This window comes from Tissierella praeacuta DSM 18095, from assembly GCF_900128955.1.
GTDB lineage: Bacteria > Bacillota > Clostridia > Tissierellales > Tissierellaceae > Tissierella > Tissierella praeacuta.
Window position 1 is genome coordinate 47,047 of record NZ_FQTY01000009.1, and the last position, 17,146, is coordinate 64,192.

Sequence of the window (17,146 nt, forward strand, 5' to 3'; positions counted from 1 at the left end):
AATACAATAAAAAGACAACCATTAAATCAAAACTTAAATTAAATTACAGAATAGGAGGCAATAGGATGAAATCAATAAAATCAAGATTAGTAATTATATTTACATCAATTATATTTATACTAACAATAGGGTTAGGATTTATATCAATAAAAACAATGAGTGATAATTTAATAGAAAATGCTCATCATAGTTTAAGAAATATAGCAGAGGTAAATGCGAAATACATAAAAGTAAAGATGGATGAGGAAATTGAATATATTCAAGGTCTTGCACAGAATCCAATAATATTTGATGAAGAAATCTCTTTAGAGAGAAGAATTTCATTTTGGGAAAAGGAAGCCGAGAGAACAGGTTATATTAGCTTTGTTTTTGCAGACAGAGATGGAAATGGCAGTGAATTAAATAGCAAAGGTACAAAATATAGTATTAGTGACAGAGACTATTTTACAAGAGCAATGAAAGGTGAAAGTATAGTATCTGATGTTATTATGAGTAAGGATACGGGTCAGCCAGTTGTTGTATTTGCATCGCCAGTTTATTTAGAAGGTAAACAAACTGGGGTATTAGTGGGAGTAATGGACGCCCTTGGATTAAGTAAAGCTACAGATGAAATTAAATATTTGGAAACAGGTGGCGGCTATATAATCAATAATGAGGGAACAGTTGTAGCAGATGAAGATATAGACTTGGTTATTGAACAATTTAACTTTATAGAACATGGTGATGAAAACAAGGAATTAGCAGAACTTACAGCAAATAAGATGCTAATGAGGGAAATAGGTAGTGGAGAATATAAAACTTTTACGGGAGTGGAAAAAATAGTAGGCTTTGCCCCTATTGAAGGCACTCCATGGATTATGGTAATAGGTATTAAAGCAGAGGAGATATTAAGCGAAGTAAATATTATGAAAAAACAGTTAGCTTTATTATCCTTAATTGGAATTGCCATTGGTGCCATTATTACTTATTTTGTTAGTGGAACTATTTCAAAACCAATCATTGATGTTACAAAGACTTTAGAAAGATTATCTAAATATGATTTTTCATTTGATGAAAATAATAATGTAAATAAATATTCAATGAGAAAAGATGAGATTGGAGTTGCTGCTGAGGCATTGAATATAATGCAACAGAATATAGTAGAGCTTTTATCCAATATTACTCAAGCATCTCAGACAGTATCTGCAACAGCAGAGGAACTAACAGCAACAGCTCAAGAAACGGGAATTGCTTCAGAGGAAGTGGCAAGGACTATTGAAGAAATTGCAAGAGGAGCTGGAGAGCAAGCACAAGAAACAGAAACTTCTGCATCTAATGTAGAGGTATTGGGAAGATTATTAGAACAAAATGGGAATTATACTATGGAGTTAAATGCGGCAGCAGAAGAAATCAATAAAGAAAAGGATGAAGGCTTTCTTATACTTAAAGAATTAATAGAAAAAACTAAAAGAACCAATGAAACAACAGAAAATGTTTATAATATTATCTTAGGTAATAATGAAAGTGCAGAAAAGATAGACAGTGCTAGTACTATGATTCAAAGTATAGCTGAACAGACTAATTTGTTGGCACTGAATGCAGCTATTGAAGCTGCTAGGGCAGGAGAACATGGTAGAGGATTTGCAGTTGTTGCAGAGGAGATTAGAAAACTTGCAGAACAGTCTAATAACTTTACAAATGAAATTAAAGAAGTTATCCAAGAATTGAAGATAAAGTCTCAAGATGCAGTAGAGAGTATAGAAGAAGCAAAAGAGATTACAGAATCCCAATCAGCAAGTGTTAAACAGACAGAACGAAAATTCCAAATGATAGCATCTTCTATAGAAATTACGGGAGATGTAATTGACAAGATTACTAAATCAGTAGAAACTATGCAGGAAAATAAAAATACTTTAGTAAATTTAATGCAAAACTTATCATCTATTGCTGAAGAAAATGCAGCAGGGACAGAGGAAGCTTCAGCCTCTATGGAAGAGCAAGCAGCAGCTATTGAAGAAGTTTCAAATGCTAGTCAAGGATTAGCACATATTGCAGAAGAACTTCAGGTTCTTATCAGTAAGTTTAAGATATAGGAGACAAAATAACTTCAGTTTTTGGTGCCTGGCACCAAAAACTGCCTGGCACCAAAAACTGAAGTTATTTATTCTAACAAATCTTTTAAAGCTGCTTCAAATAGTTTTTTAAGGTTTTCTTTATTTGTTGTATAGTAGTATCTGTTATTTACAATACTAGGTTCAAAATTTAGTATTTCTAAGTCTAACAATAGATTTAAATGATAAGAAAGGGTAGCAGTAGTGAGATTAAAATAATCTGCTAGTTCTTTATTATACCATGGTCTTTTAGATGTCATTTTTAAGATTTCAATTCTTTTCTCATCAGACAATGCTTTAAATAATGCCTTATAAGTATCTAATGTTTTTCTAGATTCAAATCTATGCTCAATGGTTTGACCACAGTACATAACTAAGGTATCTTCATAGGTAAAATAAAATAATCCTACATCAATAAAAAAACTCATATATATAACTACTTTATTATGAAGTTCAATTGCTTTAGAATAATCACCCATTCCTATAGTATTTATAAAATAGATAGGGTTCTTTTTAAAGACCTCATTGTGGAAATCCCATCTTTTTTCCATATAACTGTAAACTGTCTCTTCAAAGGGTTTATAAAATTCTTTGTAAAAGTTTAAGAGTACTTTTCTTGCTCTGTTCTTGTATTCATTTGGATGATTTTTAAAGTGTAAAAAAGAGGAGGCTATTTTGTCGGAATAGTTTTCAGTTAAAGCAAGCTTTAATTTCTCCTCATTGTCTAATGGAACATCAAGTTCATAATATTTATAGGCTATTTTTACCATAGTGGATGTGTCGATGGATGTTAAAGCTTCTATTAATTCTAAAGGCTCTTTTATATCTTTCATTAAAACCACATGAAAACAAATGTCTAATAATTTATAGATTTCATCCGTTATAAATATAATATCATTTCGTAAAAATGGGGAAATATTAGTGTCAACATATTTTAACCATTCCTTCACCTTTTCATTTGGAGAAAAGTCCATAATTTCTTTGGCAATATCTCTTTTAAGCTCTGGAGTGTTCCAATGAACCTGTTGTAATTTATTGTTCCTATACTTTAGAACTGCTGTAATGAACTCTACTGCCTTATTGTACTGAATTTCACAAAGGAGATTAGATTCCATATTTTATCCTCCTAATAATAGTATTAAGTTAATGATACATTATACAAAAAAATTATTCAATACTTATAACAGACTATGTTAGAAAAATTTCTAACATAGTGTTAGACAATTCATTGACTTGTGTTAAAAATATGCTATACTGAAATTATAAAATTAATATACTTAATAACAAAAGGAGGATTCACAGATGAGAAGCAAAAAGTTTTTAGCATTATCACTTGCATTAATGTTAATTTTACTTAGTGTAGCAGGCTGTGGAAAAAAAGAAAACAGTGAAGTACCAGTAACAGAAGGTAATCAAAATGATGGTGAAGCAACTATTGATAAGGAACAATATCTAAATCTTTATTTAGTAGCAGAACCAAGTACTTTAGACTCTTCTAAAGGTTCCGATATGTATTCAAATGCAGTACTTAATAATATATTAGAGCCACTTACTAGATTAGAAGAAGATGAGAACCAAGATAACTTCCTAGCACCAGCGGGAGCAGAAAGCTGGGAACATAGTGAAGATGGTACTGTATGGACATTTAAAATTAGAGAAAATACATGGTCAGATGGAGTTAAAGTAAGAGCCCAAGACTATGAATATGGTATAAAAAGATCAATAGCTAAAGAAACAGCATCACCTTATGCGTGGATTTTGATGCCAATTAAAAATGCGTCAAAGGTAAATAATGGGGAGCTTACAGTTGATGAACTTGGAGTAAAATCTTTAGATGATAATACTCTTGAAATAACTTTAGAGTCAGCAACTCCATATTTTGAGCAATTAACTTATCAAAGAGTAATGTTCCCTCAAAGACAAGATATAGTTGAAGCTAATGGTGATAAATATGGTTCAGAACTTGATACTTTAGTATATAATGGACCATTTACTTTAACGACTTGGGTTCACAATAGTGAATTGATTTTAACTAAAAATGATAACTATTGGGATAAAGATACTGTTAAATTACAAAATATAAATCTGAAAGTTATTTCAGACGAAAATGCTATTTATAACTCCCTAGCAAATGGTTCTTTTGATTCAGCAACGGCTAATAAGGGAGAATGGAAAGAAAAGTTTATGAAGGATGAGGACTTAAATCATATAGAAATAATTAATCCAAGTATTAACTTCATGTTCTTCAATACTCAAGATAAGGTATTTAAAAATGCTAATATAAGAAAAGCTTTTACAATAGCTTTAAATAGAGAAGAATTAGCTAATACTGTATTCTATGGAGTACCTGCTCCAGCTTATGGTTGGGTACCACCAAGTATAAATATAGGTGATAACGAATATAGACAAGTGGCAGAATCACCAATTAAGAAATTAGCTGATGAAAACAAAGATCCAAAGGAACTTTTAATCAAAGGTCTAGAAGAATTAGGAATGGATACAGATCCATCTAAATTAACAGTAAAGATTTCTTTAGGTGGAACTGATCAATGGTTCAGAACTTATGGAGAATATTTACAACAAACTTATATTAAAACATTGGGAATTAATTTCCAAGTAGAGCAAATGGAATGGCCAGTATTTGATAGTAATGTACAAAAGGGAGATTTCCAAATTGGTTATATGCAGTGGGGAGCAGATTTCAATGACCCAATTAATATGCTAAGCTTATTTAAATCAGATGCACCAGCTATAGGTACTGGCTGGGTAAATGAAAGATTTGATGAACTTATAACTTTAGCTTCTTCAGAGATGGATAATGCTAAACGTTTAGAGTACTTTAAAGAAGCAGAAAATATATTATTATATGAAGAAGCAGCAGTAGCTCCAGTAGTATATCCAAGACAAAATGTATTTAGATATAAATATGTTCATGATTTAGGAGTTACTCCATTTGGTACTCAAGGATATAAATATAGCTTTACTCAAGGTAGATAGTTAAATTTATATAGCAGTTTATAGATATATCTATAGACTGCTATATTGCTAAATAAGCAAAGGAGGAAGATTATGGGTAAGTATATAATGAAAAGAATTGGATATATGCTTCTTACTTTATGGATAGTTGTAACTATCACTTTTTTCTTGATGCATAGTATACCAGGAGATCCCTTAGCTCATATGGCTAAGAATTTGCCAGAACAAATTAAGTTAAATTACTATCAAAAGTATGGATTGGATAAACCTGTTATAGTTCAATATGGAACATTTATGAAAAATCTAATTACAAAGGGAGATTTAGGTGAGTCTCTAAGATATCCAGGTAGATTAGTTACAGAAACTGTACTAACAAATGCAAAGGTATCAGGTAGATTAGGTATGCAAGCAATTAGCTTAGGTATTGTAATTGGTATTACCCTTGGAATAATAGCTGCCTTAAATAGGAATAAATGGCCAGATTATTTAGTTATGTTTATAGCTATTTTAGGTATTACTGTTCCCGTATTTATTATTGCTGCACTTTTGCAATATACATTATCAGTTAAGTTTGAGCTCTTACCAACTACTGGATGGGGTAAATTTAAACATACTATTCTTCCTACAATAGCTATGTGCTTTGGTTCCATAGCTACTTATGGAAGATATATGCGTTCCAATGTACTAGAAGTTATAAACCAAGATTATATTCTTACAGCTCAAGCTAAAGGTGTTAGTCCATTTAACGTTGTAAGAAAACACGTGCTTAGAAATGCAATACTTCCAGTTATTACTATACTTGGACCACAGATTGCTGGAATTTTTACAGGTTCTTTTGTTATTGAAAGGATATTTGGTATTCCAGGATTAGGTTCATATTATATTACTTCCATTAATGATAGGGATTATACTATGATTATTGGAACTACAGTTTTCTATGCAGCATTATTTGTAGTAGCTCAATTAGCAGTAGACTTACTTTACGGTGTTGCAGACCCTAGAATTAGGGTTTCAAAAAATAGCAAATAGGAGGCTCCAAAATGGAAGGCATTTCAAAAGATAAATTTAAAAAAATTGGTATAGATCCATCTTCAAATGAAGCCATGGCACGTCCTAGAGTTGGCTATTGGCAAGATGCTTGGAGAAGACTTAAAACTAATAAGGTTGCAATGTTAGCCATTGTAATTACTTTAACCATATGTATAATGACTGTAATAGGACCACATATAAATGGCTTCAAATATGAAGAAATAGATTCATCAAAGATTAACCTAAAGCCAAATAGTGAGCACTGGTTTGGTACAGATGAATTAGGACGTGATGTTTTCTCAAGAGTATGGCAAGCAGGTAGAACATCTATGATAATAGGTATTGTAGGTGCATTTATTTCTACAATAGTGGGAAGTATTTATGGTGCTTTTGCTGCATACTTTGGTGGAAAAGTAGATAATATTATGATGAGAATAGTTGAGGTTTTAACTTCTATTCCATATTTAATAATAGTTATTATAATTTCTATAGTTACAGAATCGAGAGATATAGGAACTCTACTTTTAACTTTAACTTTAACTGGTTGGTGCGGTATGGCAAGACTTGTTAGAGGACAGATGCTACAAATAAAACAACAAGAATATATTATGGCAGCAGAAGCATTAGGGGTTAGTCCTTGGAAAATAATCAAAAAGCATTTAATCCCAAATTCATTAGGTATAGTTATAGTATCTATTACCTTTGATATTCCAGGGTATATCTTTGCTGAGTCATTCCTATCCTATCTTGGACTTGGACCTCAGCCACCGGCAACTTCATGGGGTGCTTTAGCATCAGCTGCACAGCAAAACTTTATATTTTATCCTCATCAATTGTTTTTCCCGGCTCTTATGATTGCTTTAACCATGTTGTCATTTACATTACTAGGTGATGGACTTAGAGATGCTCTAGATCCTAAACTAAGACAATAGGAGGGAGAAAAATGGAAAAGGTACTAGAAATTAAAGACTTAAATATATCATTTCATACCTACGCAGGGGAGGTAAAGGCTGTTAGAGGTATTAGTTTTGACGTTCACAAGGGAGAAACATTAGCCATTGTTGGAGAATCAGGTTGTGGAAAAACTGTTACAGCAAAGGCTATTCTAAGACTATTAAAAACTCCACCAGCGGAAATAAAAAAAGGTTCACAGATTTTATTTGATGGTGAAAATGTTGTAGAAATGGATAAAAAGAGACTACTTTCCTATAGAGGGGAAGAAGTAGCCATGATATTCCAAGACCCTATGACATCTTTAAACCCTACTATGACAGTAGGTAAGCAAATAATGGAAACTTTACAGATTCATAAAAAGATTAGTAAGAAAGAGGCGGAAGCAGAGGGAATAAAACTTCTTAAATTAGTAAATATTCCAAATGCAGAAGAAAGAATAAATCAATATCCCCACGAACTATCAGGTGGCATGAGACAAAGGGTTATGATAGCCATAGCTTTATCTTGTAATCCTAGAGTGCTTATTGCAGACGAGCCAACTACTGCCCTTGATGTAACTATTCAAGCTCAGATTATGGATTTATTAAAGGAATTAAAAGATAAATTTGGTACTGCCATTATTCTTGTAACTCATGACCTTGGAGTTGTTGCAAACTTTGCAGATAGAATTCAGGTTATGTATGCAGGAAATATTGTGGAAACTGGAACTAAGGAAGAAATCTTCTATAATAGCCAGCATCCATATACTTGGGCACTACTTAGCTCTGTACCAAGTGTAGATACAAAGAGTAAGGAAGAGCTTTACTCCTTAGGTGGTACACCACCAGATTTAATTCTTCCATTACCAGGTTGTCCATTTGCTTCAAGATGTGAGCATGCAATGGAAATATGTAAGGAAATGAGACCAGAAGAAACTAGTCTTTCAGGTACACATAAAGTAAATTGCTGGCTGCAGCACCCAGATGCTCCTAAAGTAGACAGAGTAAGGAACTTAGGAGGTGGAAAAAATGAGTAAGGATAATTTCATAGAAGTAGTAGAGTTGAAAAAATATTTTCAAGTAGGAAAAAATGCAACTCTTAAAGCTGTAGATAATGTAAGCTTTAATATAAAAAAAGGTGAAACTTTAGGTTTAGTTGGTGAGTCTGGATGTGGAAAAACTACTTGTGGTAGAACAATTTTAGGTATTTATCCAGCCACATCAGGTCAAGTTTTATTTAATGGAAAAGATGTTCATAAAATGAACAGAGCAGAAAAACTTGAGTTTAAGAAAAATGCACAAATTATATTCCAAGACCCATATGCTTCCTTAGACCCTAGAATGACCATAGGTGATATTATAGATGAAGGTATGGATGTCCATTTAAAATTAAGTAATAAAGAAAGACAAGAAAGAATACATGATTTGCTAAAGAAGGTAGGCTTAAATCCTGAACATGGTTCTAGGTTCCCCCACGAACTATCAGGAGGACAAAGACAAAGAATAGGTATAGCAAGGGCTCTAGCAGTAGAACCACAGTTTATTATGTGTGATGAGCCTATTTCTGCCCTTGATGTATCTATCCAAGCTCAAATAGTAAATCTTCTTATAAAATTACAGAGGGAAATGGGTTTAACTTATTTGTTTATATCCCATGACCTTTCCATGGTAAAACATATATCAGATAGAGTAGGGGTAATGTATTTAGGTTCCATGGCAGAATTAGCAAGTAATGATGCCTTATATGACAATCCATTACATCCATATACAAAGGCACTAATATCTGCTATACCAGTGGCAGACCCTAGTGCAGAGGAAACAAGAAATAGGATAAAACTAGAAGGAGAAGTACCTTCACCTATTAATCCGCAACCTGGATGTAAATTTGTTAAGAGATGTGCCTATGCAAAAGATATCTGTCACAAGGAAACCCCTGTATTAAAAGAGGTGGAAAAGAACCATTTTGTTGCCTGTCACTTATATTAGAAAGGGGGAATTTGATGTTAAATAGATCAATAATTGAAGATATATTTTTTGAAGCACTATCATGTGGTGGTGATTTCTGTGAAGTATTTATGGAAGATAACTTTTCTACAGAAATTGCCACTCTTGGTGGTAATATTGAAAGAGGTATGAGTGGAAGAGACTTTGGTATAGGTATTAGAGTCTTTAAGGGGTTAAGTTCTGTATATGGATATACCAACGATTTATCTAAGGAAAATCTTATAAATATTACAAGAAGAATAACAAAATCCTTTAAAGGTGATAAAAAAGAGACTGTATTAAACTTGGATAAAGCTATTGATTCAGTAAATCATCCCTATATAAATCTTCCTTCTGAAGTTGATTTATCTAAGAAAATGGAATTTACAAAGAGGGCATACCAAGCTGGAATGGATTATGATGAGAAAATAACTCAAATGACGGTAAATTACTTAGATCAAGAGCAAAACGTACTTATAGCCAATACAGAAGGTGTCTATGTAGAAGATAAAAGAGTAAGAACAAGAATGTTAATTATTGCCGCAGCTGAACATAACGGACAAATAGAAACTGGATATATTGGACCTGGTGCTTTAATGGGTACTGAATTCTATGACAAGATTAGTATAGAAGATTATGCAAGGGAAGCAGCTAGAAATGCTAAGATCATGGCAATGGCTGATTATTGTCCTGCTGGAAATATGCCAGTTGTTGTAGATAATGGATTTGGTGGACTAATGTTTCACGAGGCCTGTGGACATAGCTTAGAGGCTTCATCTGTAGCTAAGGGGCTTTCAGTTTTTTCAGATAGAATAGGAGAAAAGATAGCTTCTGATGTAGTTACTTTAATAGATGATGGTTCAATAGTCAACTCTTGGGGTTCCCTTGGAGTAGATGATGAAGGTATGAGAACACAGAAAAATATCCTTATTGAAAATGGTATCCTAAAGGGATATATGATAGATAAATTAAATGCTAGACGAATGAATATGAACCCTACAGCTTCAGGAAGAAGACAAAGCTATAGATTTGCTCCTACGTCACGCATGACTAATACTTATATAGATAAGGGTACTAGTACAAAGGAAGAAATAATTGGAAATACGGAAAAAGGATTATTTGCCAAATATCTTTCTGCAGGTTCCGTAAACCCAGCTACAGGTGATTTTAACTTCTCTTTATCAGAAGCATATTTAATTAAAAATGGTAAAATAACTAAACCTGTTAAGGGAGCAACTCTAATAGGAAATGGCAATAAAATACTTCAGGATGTAGATATGGTAGGAAATAATCTCGAAATAGGACAAGGATATTGTTATGCAGGTAGTGGAGCATTATTCATTGGTGCAGGACAGCCTACCCTTAGGGTTAAGACCATGACTGTTGGTGGGAGGGAAGAATAGATATGGATAGAGATAAATTAATAGAGATATTATTTGAAAAAGCTAAAGCGTATAATATTGAGGAAGTAGAAGTCTATATCAATAAGGATTCATCCATAGATTTTAACATATATGAAGGTAAGTTAGAAAAATATGTGGTAGCAGAGGAAGAGAATTTATCTCTAAGGGGTATTTACAAAGGGAAAATGGGATATTCATATACGGAAAAATTAATGGAATATAGCTTAGATGAATTGATAAATAATTTAATTCAATATGCAGAAAATAATCATAGTGATGAAGTAGAAAAAATGTCTTCATCCATATTGGAAAGTAAGAAAACCGCTGGAAGGGAAAATTTATTAGGTAATTTTACAGAGGGAGATAAGATTGGATATTTATTGGATCTAGAGAAAAGAGCTTATGACTATGATAAACGAGTAAAGACCATAGATGATTGTAGTTATCAAGAAAAGATTCAAGAGGTATATATTAGAAATACTAAGGGACTGGAAGTAGAGGACAGACATACTATTGGTATAATAAGTCTTTCAGCTGTTGCAGAAGAAGGAAATAATATGCAAACAGGATATTCAAATTATGTATTCAATGAACTTTCTGAGAAGTATAAGGAAAAACTTATTGAAGATAGTGTCGGAGATGCTATAGGGATGTTAGGTGCAAAGGCTATAAAATCTGGTAATTATGAAATTATCCTTAGAAATAATGTAGCTGCAGATATGTTTAGTTATTTTTCTCCTATATTTTTAGGAAGCACAGTTCAGAAAAACCTATCTCTAATGAAAGGAAAACTAGGCTCAAAAGTAGCAGTGGATTTTTTCAACATAGTGGAAAATCCTTTAATGGAAAATGGAAAATATTATAGAACCTTTGATGATGAAGGAACTGCTACCTATTCAAAATATATAATAGAAAATGGAATATTGAAGACTTTTCTTCATAACAATAAAACTGCTGAAAAAGATGGTGCAAAATCCACTGGAAATGGTTTTAGGATCTCACATAAATCGTCTATTGGAGTAATGTCTACAAATATGTATATTGAAGAAGGAGATAAATCTTTAGATGATATGGTAAAGAGCATGGAGAATGGTGTTATTATTACTGACATCCATGGATTACATGCAGGAATCAATCTGACATCAGGAGATTTTTCTCTATCGTCAAATGGATTACTTGTGGAAAATGGGAAGGTAATCAGACCTTTATCTCAAATAACCATGGCAGGTAATTTATATACTATGCTGAAGGATATAAAATATATAGGAAATGATATTAAGTTTTCTTATTCTAGAAGCTACTTCGGAGCTCCTTCTATTTATCTAGGTATCTTAACAATATCGGGTAAATAAAAAAGCTTATAAAGGATTTTCGCATAGGGTTTATTAGGCTAAAAAAAATAGAATAGCTAAGATTTACGGCTATTCCATTTTTTTTAACCCTTTTACAATTATGAGAGACTGTAAAAAAGATTAAACAGTCTCAGCATAGTGGAATGACAGGGTGCTGTTCACTTTGAAGCTGTTCATTTAAATTTTTATTCAATTGCTATCTGAAAGTCATATATAAGCATTTTTTATTTTTTTAAATATTTATTAAACCAATTAGTTATCTCTTCTAGTCTTTTAATTCTATGGTTTGGTTTTCCTGAGCGGCTAAGTTCATGATTTTCTCCTCTAAACATAATTAGTCTAGAGTCTACACCATGATATTTTAAAGATGTAAACATTTGAATACCTTCAGGTAGCCAACAACGATAGTCTTCTTCAGAATGAATAAATAGAGTAGGGGTAACTACTTTATCTGCATATTTCATTGGAGAATGGAACCAAAGTTTTTCTACATCAGACCAAGGAGTAGCAGCTTGTTGGTCGTCTACAAAATAATATCCAATATCTGTAGTTCCAAATTTAGAAATCCAGTTAGAGATAGACCTTTGAGAGGCAGCAGCTCTAAACCTTTTAGTGTGACCTATTATCCAGTTAGTCATAAAACCACCATAAGAACCACCAGTAACTCCAATTCTTTCTCTATCTATAAAAGGATATTTTTCAAGAATTAGATCTGTGAATTTCATCAAATCATCATAATCTATGGTACCATATTTACCTCTTATATCTGCAAATTCATTTCCCTTTCCGTCTGAGCCTCTTGGATTACAGAAAAATACTGTATAGCCTTCATTTGCCCAGTATTGCATTTCATGATAAAATACTTCGCCATAAACAGTTTTCGGGCCACCATGGATATCTAATATTCCTGGATACTTTTTATTTTTATCAAAATCTACAGGTTTCATTATCCATCCATCAATAGTCACTCCATCTACTTCAAAACTTAGATGTTCAGGAGTAGATAATTTTTTTTCGTTTATTACCCATTCATTAAATTTAGTTAACTGGACTTCTTTCTTTTCTTCTAAACTATATAGTTCTTGAAGTCTAAGTCCCCTAAGACCTATAAATTTTATATTTCCATTTAATACATCAAATCCATCTATAGAGCCATTATTTGTAGTTAGTTTTTCTATGTCTCCATTTTTATTTATTCTATTGATGTAAGAGTTATTTAATTCAGTAGTTATAAAGTATAGATGCTCACCATCTACTATTATAGATTTAGAGCTGCCATATCTGCAATCAGAGCCAACAGAGTTCCAAATACTATAATCAAAATCATCCTTCGATATTTTATGGGCATTGGTGCCATCTAAATTCATTAGATAGAAATTTGGGTTTTCATTGACTCCATAGGATTTCATATTATGTCCTGTAAATATTATTTTATTTTCAAGAAAATCAGCAGAAAAGTAACTAAAAACATCTTCATGAGTTAACTTTTCTAATTTATCTTCTTTAATATTATATAAATGTAAATCAGATTTTAATTGCATCTTATCCATATATGAACTGGCAACTATAAGGATTTTAGATTTATCTTTATTGAGTTTAAAACTTTCTACTTCTGTAAACTCATCTGTAATAGGAGTAAGGATTTTGTCCCTTAAATTATAGATATAAAGTCTATTTCTTTTTTTATTTGTAAATCCTGTACCATTTGACCAAAAAGGTATTTCGTCCAAAACTTCATAGTCTCTGCTTTCTTCCATATTTTTTATAGCTTTTTCCTTTTCTTCACCAGATAAATTTTTAATATTTGGAAGATTAGGGTCAAAGGCTGCAGTTATTAAAAGATTATTTTCATCTAAGATTTCAAGAGAATTTATTTTGAGTGGGATTTCAAATGACTTATTAGCCTCTCCCCCATTTATATTGATTTCATAATAAGTCGTAAACTCATCTTTTCTTTCTTTATCTTTTTTATTTCTTATGGCAGGGAAAAGAATTGTATTATTATCTTTCCATATAAAAGAGCTCTCTTCATCTAAGGATGTTAATTTAAACTCTGATTTCTTTTCTTCATTATAGATATAGATATTAGATAGATATTTATTTTCTTCTGTATCCATTCTATGTAGTATAAAACCTAGATTTTTACCATTAGGTGAAAATCTAATACATGATAAAAACTTATATTTTGTAAAGTCATCTAATTTTAAATTTTCCATTTACATCCCCCCATTAATTCTTTAATGTATTCAACATATATTATATACTATTTATATATACACGCAACCTTTTTAGAATACTGTAGTCTAAATAGTAAAGGAGGGTTAAGGTGGATAGAGATGAAGAAAAAGAACTTATAAGAAAACTAAAAAAAGGAAATGAAGAAGCATATATAGAACTTCTGGATAACTACGGAAATAGGCTATTAAAAACTTGTTACCTAATCCTCAAGGATGAAAAAGATGCTGAGGATATAGTCCAAGATACTTTTTTAAAAGTATTTAAGCATATAGATTCTTTTATGGAGAATAGTTCCCTATATACTTGGGTTTATAGAATAGCATTAAATTTATGTAAGGATAAGCTGAAATCTAGAAAAGACTTTATTATATATGAAGATATAATAGAAAGTAAAGAGACAGTAGAAGAGCAAGTATTTGGCTCTATTGATAGAGAAATTTTAAAGAGAAAGTTATTTAGCCTAAACCATATATATAAGGAAATTCTGATATTATTTTATTTCGAAGAACTATCAATCAAAGAAATAGGAGAAATTTTGGAGGAAAAGGAAGGAACTATAAAAAGTAGATTAAGTAGGGGAAGGGTACTATTAAAGGAAGCCATTGAGAAAGGAGGAGAATTTAATGGATAAAGACAGATTAGGTAATGAATTGAAGATAATAATGGAAGATGAAACAAAAGATATGAAACTTTCTCAAGGACTAAGGGATAAGATATTAATTCATAGAAAGAAAACCCTAAGAGATAAAATAAGGGATTTTTTAAATAAAGAAATAGAATTGCCTCTTATACCTATAGTAGTAGGTTCTGCTTTACTATTTATTATTGCAGGAGTTCCAAAAGATATAATTTATAGAAGAGAAAATGTAAGGGTTGTAGATATTGGTTCATCTCAGATGATAATTAGAGATGAGAGGAGTGTGAGTCGAAGTCATGAAAATTAAGGTGAAAGTAAAGACATTGATTTTAATATCTTTAGGAATATTGTTTTTTATTTTTGCAGTAATACCTTTTGCTAATATAGAGTTGGCTAATTATTTTAGTAATTCTAAGCCGGAAATTGCTGAAAAACTATATGATTATTATTTAAGATATCCCATTGCCCTTAGAAAAGATGAGGCATTATATAAAAGTGCCCAAAGTACGATGAATGGGTTCAGTAGATATAATATAATGATGGGTATGCAGCTAGGAGAAAAAACTTTAGATTATACTACTATAAATAATACTATAGATAAATATAAAAATATAATAAGAGATTATTCAAAGAGTGATTATTATACCTTAGCATATAAAGGTATATTAGATTCTTATATTTATCTAGGAGATAGTGATAATTTAAAAAAATGGATAGACTGGGGGAAGCTTCAAGATTATAAGAAAACAAAAGATATATCTGTTCTTTATGAAGGGTATAATTATTTTGCCAATAGAGAGTATAATAAGGCAGAAGAGTTGCTAAGCACCTTTGTTTTAGGAAATAATGACATGGATTATATATATTATTTTTTAAAGGGGCATATAGAATTTGCTAAGGAAGATTTTAATAAGGCATTGGAATATTATAATAAGGCCAGCGAAATTGGTTGGCAATATAGAACTGGTTTTTTTGGAAGTGTCGTTCCAGATGGAAGGAGATTTTGGCTAGATGAATTGGATTTTTATAAGGGAGAAAATAAGATAAAGGGAAGGGTAACTGCTGATGGTGTAGGTATTCCCTTTGTGGAAATATATTTGCAATATCCAAATCAAGGATATGCTTCCCGAGGAATAGATTTTGTAGCTATAACGGATAAAGATGGATACTATGAAACTATTGGGATAAAAGAAGGAAGATATGATTTAGGAATAGGAATAGGAACTGCCATATTCTTTGATAAGGCATATCTGACAAAAAATGTATATAATCTTCAAGTATCAGATAATGTAGAATTTGACTTTGAATTTAAAACTCCTATGAAGGTAATTAGTCCAAAGCCAGAGGAACTAGTAGAAGGTAATAAATTTGAGGTAAAATGGGAGGAAGTAAATGAGGCAGATTACTATACTGTTCGAGCAGTTGCAATTGATGATGGTTCTAGTATGACTGTATCTATAAGAGATGAAAATGGAAAAAATAAGATAAAAGGAAATAAGGCAGTATTTAATATAGAAATGCTAAAGAACTCTCCTACAGGATATTCCATGGATGATGATGAAATTGTAAATCCTGAGGCTATAATGGGGTATATACATGGAGAAACAATGATTCCTATTATAGTCAACGCCTATGATAAAAATGGAAATATGTTAAGTAGTAGTGTTCCCATGACAAGCCGCTATGAAAATGTTCCAAGTATTAAGATAGTAGGAAAATTAACAGTAGGAGAAAAGTTAATAGTAAATAAAGAATACGAAAAGGCTGTAGGATATTATGAAAATCTACTTTTAGAAGACAAAGACAATATAAAAGCCTTATCCTATTTATCTAAGCTTTATATATTTGGATGGGGTAAAGGTACTAAAGATGTCCACAAAGCCATAGACTGTGGAACAAAAGTTTATAATTTAAGTGGAAATGCTGACGTAATCCTTAGGGTACTTGGTCAAATGAATTCTAATGATTATAGAGATAATAAAGAAATTATAAAAGAACTATTTGATATTATACCTAATGAGTATAGAGATATATATTTTTATTGGTATAGGGGGGAATATTATAGAGCATTAGGTGAATTTGAGAAAGCTAGGAAGGATTTCCTTTTTACAGATAATATTTTTCTTTCAGATATTATATATATAGATTTATACTATGGTAAATATGAAAGAGCTATAGACTTTCTGAGAAATAATAATGTTAGGTTTTATTATATGAATAAGGGAAAGTTAATAGAAGGTATAGAACTATTAAGTAAATTACCTCAAGATGACAAAGAATATACAATATTTAGAGAATATCTTTTTAGGATACTAAAAAGAGAAGGAGATTATAACTATAGAAAAGAAGATTTTGATAAAGTTTATAATAGCATAAAGAACCTTGGTATTAAGATTATTTTAAATGAAATAAAAATAGATAATAATTGGTAAATAGTACAGTTGTGTCTTATATGGGATTGATACATGAGAAGAAGTATTTTGTTGTATTTTGTCATAAGAATTTT

13 protein-coding genes are annotated in these 17,146 nt (G+C 31.3%); 11 read left to right on the plus strand and 2 right to left on the minus strand.

What is annotated here, in order from left to right; translation table 11 throughout:
• Positions 1-65 precede the first annotated feature (65 nt).
• Complete coding sequence (locus BUB33_RS10290; protein WP_072976181.1) at positions 66-2,072, plus strand: methyl-accepting chemotaxis protein; 2,007 nt, start codon at positions 66-68, stop codon at positions 2,070-2,072.
• A 68-nt stretch (positions 2,073-2,140) separates the two neighbouring features.
• Here BUB33_RS10290 and BUB33_RS10295 read toward each other — a convergent pair whose 3' ends face one another.
• Positions 2,141-3,205: a winged helix-turn-helix domain-containing protein gene (locus BUB33_RS10295; RefSeq protein WP_072976182.1), complete on the minus strand. Its 1,065-nt coding sequence runs from the start codon at positions 3,203-3,205 to the stop codon at positions 2,141-2,143.
• Between the two features lie 187 nt (positions 3,206-3,392).
• On the opposite strand from BUB33_RS10295, the gene BUB33_RS10300 reads away from it, so the two are divergent.
• The 7 genes from BUB33_RS10300 (at position 3,393) to BUB33_RS10330 (ending at position 11,765) form a co-directional block, all read left to right on the plus strand.
• Entirely contained in the window at positions 3,393-5,087 is a 1,695-nt protein-coding gene (locus BUB33_RS10300; protein WP_072976183.1) for a peptide ABC transporter substrate-binding protein, read from the plus strand.
• Positions 5,088-5,159: 72 nt separating this feature from the next.
• Complete coding sequence (locus BUB33_RS10305) at positions 5,160-6,095, plus strand: ABC transporter permease (RefSeq protein WP_072976184.1); 936 nt, start codon at positions 5,160-5,162, stop codon at positions 6,093-6,095.
• An 11-nt stretch (positions 6,096-6,106) separates the two neighbouring features.
• A complete protein-coding gene (locus BUB33_RS10310) occupies positions 6,107-7,027 on the plus strand; it encodes an ABC transporter permease (protein ID WP_072976185.1) in 921 nt (306 codons plus the stop codon).
• Between the two features lie 11 nt (positions 7,028-7,038).
• The gene (locus BUB33_RS10315) at positions 7,039-8,064 is read left to right on the plus strand and encodes an ABC transporter ATP-binding protein (protein WP_072976186.1); all 1,026 of its coding nucleotides are present in this window, start codon (positions 7,039-7,041) and stop codon (positions 8,062-8,064) included.
• Complete coding sequence (locus tag BUB33_RS10320) at positions 8,057-9,013, plus strand: ABC transporter ATP-binding protein (protein ID WP_072976187.1); 957 nt, start codon at positions 8,057-8,059, stop codon at positions 9,011-9,013. The genes BUB33_RS10315 and BUB33_RS10320 overlap by 8 nt, the downstream gene beginning before the upstream one ends.
• A 14-nt stretch (positions 9,014-9,027) precedes the next feature.
• Positions 9,028-10,413 carry a TldD/PmbA family protein gene (locus tag BUB33_RS10325; RefSeq protein WP_072976188.1) on the plus strand — a complete coding sequence of 462 codons (1,386 nt, stop codon included), beginning with the start codon at positions 9,028-9,030 and terminating at the stop codon, positions 10,411-10,413.
• A gap of 2 nt (positions 10,414-10,415) precedes the next feature.
• A complete protein-coding gene (locus BUB33_RS10330; RefSeq protein WP_072976189.1) occupies positions 10,416-11,765 on the plus strand; it encodes a TldD/PmbA family protein in 1,350 nt (449 codons plus the stop codon).
• A gap of 224 nt (positions 11,766-11,989) precedes the next feature.
• Here the strand turns inward: BUB33_RS10330 and BUB33_RS10335 are convergent, their stop codons facing one another.
• Positions 11,990-13,981 carry a S9 family peptidase gene (locus BUB33_RS10335; RefSeq protein ID WP_072976190.1) on the minus strand — a complete coding sequence of 664 codons (1,992 nt, stop codon included), beginning with the start codon at positions 13,979-13,981 and terminating at the stop codon, positions 11,990-11,992.
• 110 nt (positions 13,982-14,091) lie between these two features.
• Here BUB33_RS10335 and BUB33_RS10340 point away from each other — a divergent pair, with 110 nt between their 5' ends.
• From BUB33_RS10340 to BUB33_RS10350, 3 genes are read left to right on the plus strand one after another with little or no spacing between them, the layout of a single operon-like run.
• On the plus strand, positions 14,092-14,634 hold the full coding sequence (locus tag BUB33_RS10340; RefSeq protein ID WP_072976191.1) for an RNA polymerase sigma factor: 543 nt from the start codon (positions 14,092-14,094) through the stop codon (positions 14,632-14,634).
• Complete coding sequence (locus BUB33_RS10345; RefSeq protein WP_072976192.1) at positions 14,627-14,947, plus strand: hypothetical protein; 321 nt, start codon at positions 14,627-14,629, stop codon at positions 14,945-14,947. Before BUB33_RS10340 ends, BUB33_RS10345 begins: the two co-directional genes overlap by 8 nt.
• A complete protein-coding gene (locus tag BUB33_RS10350) occupies positions 14,937-17,072 on the plus strand; it encodes a carboxypeptidase-like regulatory domain-containing protein (RefSeq protein WP_072976193.1) in 2,136 nt (711 codons plus the stop codon). The genes BUB33_RS10345 and BUB33_RS10350 overlap by 11 nt, the downstream gene beginning before the upstream one ends.
• Positions 17,073-17,146 lie beyond the last annotated feature (74 nt).